Here is a 6,057-nt window from a genome sequence, read left to right on the forward strand (position 1 = left end):
GGACCGGGTGGCACCGGGGCTCCGGGGCGCGCGGGTGGGGTCGGCTCCGGCGCACCGCCGCCGGGACCCAGCTCGGTACGCTGCTGCTTGGCCGTACGCAGGTCGTCGATCCAGCCGAACTCCTCGCCGCTGATCGGCTCCTCCGGCTCGGCCTCCGCCTTGCCCCGGCCCCAGCGGCGGCCCTTGGCGCGGGAATCGCGCCGCTCGTCCGGGCCGTCCTCCGGTCGCTCCGAACCACGCGATCTCACTGCTGACCCTCCCCTGCGGCGTTGCTGCCGCCCACCTGTGCCGCGCCGGCGCCCGGGCCCGTCGACCGACGGCCGTTGCCCGACGCGTCCCCCCCGACCGGCGCCACCGGTCGCGTGCTCTGCTCGGCCGCCGCGCCCTCCGGCCGGGCCTCCGCCGGGGCGGCCGGTGTCGGCAGGCCCCGGACGATCCGCCGCAGCAGGGGCAGCCGGGTGGCCACCGCCCGCTCGGCGCCGTGCTGGCTGGGCTGGTAGTAGTCGGTGCCGACGAGGTCGTCCGGCACGTACTGCTGGGTGACCACGCCGCGTTGGTCGTCGTGCGGGTAGCGGTAGCCGGTGCCGTGACCGAGCCCCTTGGCGCCGGCGTAGTGCGCGTCGCGCAGCCCGCGCGGCACCGGGCCGCCCCGACCGGCCCGTACGTCGGCGATGGCCGCCCCGATCGCGGTGGTGGCCGAGTTCGACTTCGGTGCGGTGGCCAGGTGGATCACCGCCTGGGCGAGGTTGAGCTGCGCCTCCGGCAGGCCGACGTACTCCACCGCGTGCGCCGCGGCGGTGGCCACGCCCAGCGCGCCCGGGTCGGCCATGCCCACGTCCTCGCTGGCGAAGATGACCAGGCGGCGGGCGATGAACCGGGCGTCCTCGCCGGCCACCAGCATCCGGGCCAGCCAGTGCAGCGCGGCGTCCACGTCCGAGCCGCGCATGCTCTTGATGAACGCGCTGGTCACGTCGTAGTGGGCGTCGCCGGCCCGGTCGTAGCGGACCGCCGCCACGTCGACCGCCTGCTCGGCGGTGGCCAGGTCGATCCGGCCGGTGCCGAGCGCGGTCGCGGAGGCGGCGGCCGCCTCGAGCGCGGTGAGCGCCTTGCGGACGTCGCCACCGGCGAGCCGCACCAGGTGGTCCTCGGCGTCGGTCTCCAGGGTGAGCGCGCCGGCCAGGCCGCGCTGGTCGGCGACCGCGCGGCGCAGCAGGCCGCGCACCGCCGCGTCGTCCAGCGGCTGGAGGGTGAGCAGCACGCACCGGGACAGCAGCGGCGAGATGACCGAGAAGTACGGGTTCTCGGTGGTCGCGGCGAGCAGCGTGACGGTGCGGTCCTCGACCGCGGCGAGGAGCGAGTCCTGCTGGGTCTTGCTGAACCGGTGCACCTCGTCGATGAAGAGCACTGTCTGCGGGCCGCCCGACCGGCGCTGGCGGCGGGCGGTGTCGATCACCGCGCGGACGTCCTTGACCCCGGCGGAGAGCGCCGACATGGCGACGAACCGGCGGTCGGTGGCCCGGGCCACCAGGTGCGCGATGGTGGTCTTGCCGCTGCCCGGCGGGCCCCACAGGATGACCGACATCGGCGCGCCGCCGGAGACCAGCTGGCGCAGCGGGGCGCCCGGGGCGAGCAGGTGGTCCTGCCCGACCAGCTCGTCCAGGCTCGCCGGGCGCATCCGGACGGGCAGGGGCGAATCCGCCGCTACCGCGGTGAACCCGTCCACACCGCCGGAACCCGCGGGGGCGCTGGGCGCTCCGGCGGGTTCACCGAGGGAGAAGAGGGCGTCGGACTCCATCACGAGAACAGTACCGGGCCGGGTCAGCGACGCCGGAATCGCGCCGCGGACCCGACCGCGGTGATCGCTTCCGGTCAGCCCCGACCCGGTCGCCGGCCCCGGTACCAGCGCCCGCCACCGGCGCCGCGCGGGCCGCTGCCGACCCCGGCCAGGTAGAGCGAGAGCAGCAGCAGGCCGATGAGCACGAGGGTGTGCCAGTTGAACAGGTCCGGCGCGCCGAAGTTGGTGTTCAGCAGGTCGATCAGCAGGGCGAAGCCGAAAACGATGGCCGCGAGAATGGCGAGCATGGTGTTCCTCCGGTAGGGGGGTCCCAGTAGGTCGCGCGGGATGTACCCAATCGGTCCGCGCGCCAATCTCCACCGTGGACCGGCCTGGTCACCGGTGCGCCGGGGCCGCCGCGACGACCGCCGCCGGGGCTCTACGCTGACCACGTGATCATCGCCGACCAGGTCCTGGAGGGGCGGGACGCCATCCTGGCGGCCGCCGGCCACCACCCGTACGCCCGGCACGCGCTCTGGCGCGGCGGGCGGCCGCGCGGCTGGCAGCGCGACGGCGCCCTGGTCTGGCTGCTCCCCGCCGACCACGGGCCGGCCGGCGGCGCGCTCGGCGCCGCCCCGGCGGCCGTCGAGGTGGCCGCCGGGCTGGCGGCCGCCGGGGCGCTCGCACCGGGCCAGTGGCTGCACCTGCCCCGGCTCGACCCCGCGGCACTGGACGGGCGGCTCGCGGTGGACCGGCAGGACGAGTGGGACTTCCAGTGGACCACCACCGCGCCGCCGCCCCAGCCCGGCGAGGAGCGGGTGGTCCGGCTCACCGAGGCCGACCACCCGGCGCTCGCGGAGCTGATCGACCGCGCCTTCCCCAGCACCACCTCGCGCCCCGGCGATCCCCGGGTGGTCGACTGGTACGGCATCCGCGACGGCGACCGGCTGGTCGCCTGCGGGGCGGACCGCAGCCGCGGCGACATCGGCTTCCTCGCCGGCCTGACCGTCGCGCCCGACCGGCGCGGCCAGGGCCTGGGTGCGGCGCTCACCGCCGGGATGACCCGGGCCCTGTTCGCCGACCACGACACCGTGGCCCTCGGCGTCTACACGGCCAACGTCGGTGCGGTCCGTCTCTACCGCCGCCTCGGCTTCACCAACACCCTCCCCCGCAGCTCGGTCCGCCTCACCTGAGCCGCCCGCGCCGATCGCGCCCGGCTCGTCCCCGCCGGCCTCGCTGCGCCCGGTGTCCACCGCCAGCCCCACCGGCCAGCGCCGGCGGGCGCAGAGCCATCGCTCGCCGGGACAACGACGATCGGCTGCTGCCGGGGAGGGCCGATCACGCGATCGGCGCCAGCCCGGCAGCAGCACGCGTCAGCCGTTGCGCGCCGGAGTAGCGGCGGGCACCTCCGGTCGTGGGGGTTCCTCACCTGGCAGCGTGCCGGGGTGCCCGGCGGCGTCGGGGGTGTCCGGGGTGGCGCCGGAGGTCGGCGGGTCGGTGCGGCCGGCGCGCCAGGCCGGCAGGTAGAGCGGGGCGGCGACGGCCAGCACCACCGCGCCGACCAGCATGGCGGCGGTGACGCTCACCGTGTCGGCCAGCGCGGTGAGCACGATCGCGCCGACCGCGAAGCCGGGCTGGCCCATCATCGAGTTCAACGAGATCACGCTGGTCCGGTAGGGACCGTCGACCTGCCGGTGCAGCAGCCCCATGTGCAGCGGGTTGGACGCCCCGTGCACCGTGTAGCAGGCCAGGTAGGCGACCAGCACCCCGACCGGGCCGGCGAAGAGCCCCATCCCGACCACCGTGGCGCCCTGGACGATGCGCAGCAGCGCGGCGCTCGGCGCGGCGCCCAGCCAGCGCAGCAGCAGCGGGGTGAGCGCGGCGCCGGCCGCGCCGGCCAGCCAGGCCGCCGAGTTGGCCGGCCCGAGCAGCGCCGCCGCCCGGTCGGGGTCGCCGACCACCTCGGCGAGCCGCACCGGCAGCAGCGACTCGAAGGTGACCATCCCGAAGCCCCAGAACAGCTCGACGGCCACCAGCGCGAGCAGCACCCGGGAGCGACGCAGCAGCCCGACCGCCTGGCCCACCATCCGGGGCGCCTCGACGACCGACGCCCGCAGCGCGCCGGCGCCCCGGGCCGGGCGGACCTCCCGCAGCAGCACCAGCAGGGCGACCAGGGCCACCGCCTGGAGGGCGATCGCCACCAGCACCGGCACGGTGAGCGCGCTGACCGGCCCGACCGGACCGAGCGCGACCAGGCCGCCGCCGAGCAGCGCGCCGGCACTGATCGCCACGCCGATGACGGTGCCGGCGTAGCCGAGGCCCGGCTCGTACTTCGCGTCGGGATCGGCGGCCAGGGTGGCGTCGACGTACCAGGACTCCAGCGGGCCGCTGTCCAGCGCCCGGAAGACGCCCTGCAACGCCCACACCAGGAAGAAGAGCGCGAACGAGTCGGCCACCGCGAAGAGCGCGAGGGCGCCGAGGTTGATCAGCCAGGCGGTGACCAGGACCGGGCGGCGCCCGAGCGCGTCGGCGAACCCGCCGGTGGGCAGCTCCAGGGCCAGCACGACCAGCCCCTGGGCGACGGACACCAGGCCGATCTGGGACAGCGTCAGGCCGCGCTCCTGCATCAGCAGGATCATCACCGGGATCATCAGGCCGGTGGGCAGCCAGCGCAGCCCGTGCAGCAGCAGGAAGCGACGCCGGACCTGGCGTACGGACAGGGCGCTCACGCCGCCGCTCCGCTTCGCTCCGCGCCGCCGTGCGGCACCTTCGCGCTGAGCCTGATGGTTCGCTCGCTGGGCTCGCTCATCGCATCTCCTCGATCATCGGGTAGGCGGCCACGAACACCTGAACCTGTTCGGCGTCGGGCGCGTCGGCGTCGCTCTCCTCGCGGTGGCGCTCCAGCAGCTCCCACACCTCGGTCTTGAGCCGCTCCAGCCGGGCCGGCGACATGGTCATGAAGATGTCGCCCATGCCGAGGGCGTCCCGCCAGGCGGCCGACCACTCGTGCTGGCGGGCGAACCACCGTTCGGCGTGCTCCACCAGGTGCCGCACCTGGTCGCCCTGGATCCACTCGATGGCGGCCCGGGCGTCCGGGTCGTCGTCGAAGTCGGTGGGCTCCCAGTTGGTGACGTCGTGCGCGGCCCGCCACCAGCGCTGCCGCCCGCTGGCCAGGTCGGGGGCCTCGACGACGAGGCCGACCTCGGCGAGCTGGCGCAGGTGGTAGCTGGTGGCGCCGGTGTTGGTGTGCAGCAGCTCGGCGAGGGTGGTGGCGGTGGCGGGCCCCTTCACCCGCAGCGCACCGACCAGCCGCATCCGCAGCGGGTGCGCCAGCACCCGCACCTGCTGATGGTTGAGCCGGACGGCGCGGGGCTCGGCTCTCTCGTCACTCATGCATGCACAATATCTGTGCACACTTTCTATGCACAAGACTTGTGCATAGAAAGTGTGCACCGGTGGACGAGGAGCAGCGGGTCGGGTCAGGCGGCGAGGAGTTCCCGGACCCCGCGCAGCCGGGTGCGCAGCAGTCCGACGGCCCGGGACGAGTCGAGACGTACGTCGGTCGGGCGGAGCACGCCCGCGGCGGCGCCGGTGGTGGTCTTCATGCCGGCCGGGTCGATGCCGGACCGCGCGGCGACCAGCAGGCCCAGTTCGGCGCGGCTGACCGGGTCCGGGCCGGCCACGTTGAGCGGGCCGGCGTAGGCGGTGCCGAGCAGTTCCAGCACGGCGGCGGCCAGGTCGGTGACGTCGATCGGGCAGCGGAGTTCGTCGGTGAACAGGCTCGCCCGGCCGGCGAGGGCGTCGTGGCAGAGCTGGATCTGCTTGCTCCCCTCGCCCAGGATCAGCGAGGTACGCACCAGCGCCGCACCCGGGTCGAGGGCGCGTACCGCCGTCTCGGCCGCCGCCTTCGCCGCCCCGTACGGGAACACCGGGCTGGGCGGCTCGTCGTCGCCGTACGGCTCGGGGCGGCCGGCGTGCAGCGCGTCGCTGGAGATGTGCACCAGCCGGGCCCCCGCCTCGGCCGCGGCGTACCCGACGTGCGCCGCGCCGTCCGCGGTGACCGCCCAGTCGCCGTAGCGATAGGGGGTGCCGACGACCGCGTCCGGGCACACCTCGGCGACCAGCGCGCGGACCGCTGCCCGGTCGGTCACGTCCAGCCGTCGCGCCGAGCCGGGTCATCCACCCCAACCTGGTCGGTGTCTACGACGCGATCGACGAGGGCGAGCGGGCGTACGTGGTCCGCGAGTGGGTCGACGGTCGGTCGCTGCGCGAACTGGCCGCCG

7 protein-coding genes are annotated in these 6,057 nt (G+C 75.7%); 1 reads left to right on the plus strand and 6 read right to left on the minus strand.

Annotation, left to right across the window (positions count from 1 at the left end; all coding sequences use genetic code 11):
* The 3 genes from DLJ47_RS01025 to DLJ47_RS01035 form a co-directional block, all read right to left on the minus strand.
* On the minus strand, nucleotides 1–248 hold a 248-nt coding region (locus DLJ47_RS01025; RefSeq protein ID WP_199235641.1), incomplete at its 3' end, for a hypothetical protein.
* Nucleotides 245–1,795 carry a replication-associated recombination protein A gene (locus DLJ47_RS01030; RefSeq protein ID WP_109898232.1) on the minus strand — a complete coding sequence of 517 codons (1,551 nt, stop codon included), beginning with the start codon at nucleotides 1,793–1,795 and terminating at the stop codon, nucleotides 245–247. The genes DLJ47_RS01030 and DLJ47_RS01025, both read right to left, overlap by 4 nt.
* A 74-nt stretch (nucleotides 1,796–1,869) precedes the next feature.
* Nucleotides 1,870–2,082, minus strand: coding sequence for a hypothetical protein (locus tag DLJ47_RS01035; protein WP_109898233.1), 213 nt, complete (start codon nucleotides 2,080–2,082; stop codon nucleotides 1,870–1,872).
* Nucleotides 2,083–2,226: 144 nt separating this feature from the next.
* Between DLJ47_RS01035 and DLJ47_RS01040 the strand changes: the two genes are divergently transcribed.
* Nucleotides 2,227–2,967, plus strand: a complete 741-nt coding sequence (locus DLJ47_RS01040) for a GNAT family N-acetyltransferase (RefSeq protein WP_109898234.1) — start codon at nucleotides 2,227–2,229, stop codon at nucleotides 2,965–2,967.
* A 180-nt stretch (nucleotides 2,968–3,147) separates the two neighbouring features.
* On the opposite strand, the gene DLJ47_RS01045 is transcribed toward DLJ47_RS01040, so the two are convergent.
* The 3 genes from DLJ47_RS01045 to DLJ47_RS01055 all read right to left on the minus strand — a co-directional run bounded on the left by DLJ47_RS01045 (nucleotide 3,148) and on the right by DLJ47_RS01055 (nucleotide 5,925).
* Nucleotides 3,148–4,503, minus strand: a complete 1,356-nt coding sequence (locus DLJ47_RS01045; RefSeq protein WP_109898235.1) for an MFS transporter — start codon at nucleotides 4,501–4,503, stop codon at nucleotides 3,148–3,150.
* A gap of 76 nt (nucleotides 4,504–4,579) precedes the next feature.
* Nucleotides 4,580–5,167, minus strand: coding sequence for an ArsR/SmtB family transcription factor (locus DLJ47_RS01050; RefSeq protein WP_109898236.1), 588 nt, complete (start codon nucleotides 5,165–5,167; stop codon nucleotides 4,580–4,582).
* A gap of 86 nt (nucleotides 5,168–5,253) precedes the next feature.
* Entirely contained in the window at nucleotides 5,254–5,925 is a 672-nt protein-coding gene (locus tag DLJ47_RS01055) for a sugar nucleotide-binding protein (protein ID WP_233257597.1), read from the minus strand.
* Nucleotides 5,926–6,057 lie beyond the last annotated feature (132 nt).

The sequence above is a fragment of the Micromonospora sp. S4605 genome (assembly GCF_003176715.1).
Taxonomy (GTDB): domain Bacteria; phylum Actinomycetota; class Actinomycetes; order Mycobacteriales; family Micromonosporaceae; genus Micromonospora; species Micromonospora echinaurantiaca.